We start from the raw sequence: 1,157 nt of genomic DNA, 5'->3' as shown, positions 1-1,157 counted from the left end.
TCGTTGGGCTCGACGGCGTTCGATGCCGGTGATCTGGGCAATGACGAGAACTTCCGCTTCTCGTTCGGCCCCCTGATCTCGTGGTCGTTCCCGAACGTCATCGCCGCTCGCGCCCGTATCAAACAGGCCGACGCCCGCGCCGAAGCCGCTCTGGCCAACTACGACCAGACGGTGCTGGTGGCACTTCAGGAAACCGAGACCGCTCTGTCGGCCTATGCCAACGAGCTGGATCGCCAGCGCGCCCTGCGCGTCGCTCGCGAACAGGCAGCCACCGCTGCCCGTCTGTCACGCCTGCGTTTCGACGCTGGTGCGGACAGCTTCCTGAGCGTGCTGGACGCCGAACGCACCCTCTCCGGTGCCGACGCCGCTCTAGCCGGTTCGGAACAGGCCGTGGCCAATGCCCAGATCAGCCTGTTCAAGGCTCTGGCCGGTAGCTGGACCCAAGACCAGTAAGCTCCGCCCTGCGGTTAAAAGACCAACGCCCGACGGAATATTCTCCGTCGGGCGTTTTTATGGCCCTGTTTCGAAACTTTTCCGCCTCAGGACTAATGACGCGAAGATACTTCGGCATTAGTCAAGAAGCGTGACCCTGACAGAAGAACACCGCCCCGCCGAGCCTGCCGCCGTTGCCCTGAGCGCGACGTCGCCTCAGGCTGCGCTGGATCAGGCCCGCCGCATCGTCCTCAAGATCGGCTCGTCGCTGGTGTTCGACCCCCGTCGCAAGGAGGCCAACCGCGCATGGATGGCCGCTCTGGCCGAGGACATCGCCGACCTTCGCGCCGAGGGTCGCGAGGTGATCATCGTCTCCTCGGGGGCTGTCGCACTGGGCCGCGCCCGCATCCAGACCGACCCGAAAAAGCTGGCCGACAAACAGGCCGCTGCCGCCGTGGGCCAAAGCCTGCTGATGAAGGCATGGGAAGAGGCGCTGGCACCGCACGACCTGCTGGCCGGCCAAATCCTGCTGACCCGAGATGATACCGAGCGCCGTCGCCGCTGGCTAAACGCCCGCGCCACGGCTCAGGCCCTGCTGCATCACGGCATCATCCCCGTGGTGAACGAGAACGACACCGTCACCACCGAAGAAATCCGCTATGGCGACAACGACCGGCTGGCCGCCCGCACCGCCCAGTTGGCGCAGGGCGACCTGCTGATCCTGC

The 1,157-nt window shown here is 65.6% G+C and carries 2 protein-coding genes; both read left to right on the top strand.

Annotation, left to right across the window (positions count from 1 at the left end; translation table 11 throughout):
• On the top strand, nucleotides 1–453 hold a 453-nt coding region (locus OB03_RS14240; RefSeq protein WP_461344601.1), incomplete at its 5' end, for a TolC family protein.
• A 178-nt stretch (nucleotides 454–631) separates the two neighbouring features.
• A partial coding sequence (gene proB / locus OB03_RS14235) for a glutamate 5-kinase (protein WP_461344602.1) occupies nucleotides 632–1,157 on the top strand: 526 nt, incomplete at its 3' end.

It is taken from the genome of Brevundimonas sp. GN22 (genome assembly GCF_054824005.1).
The sequence above is the reverse complement of the archived record's forward strand: the minus strand, read 5'-3'. Positions and strand labels throughout refer to the sequence as shown.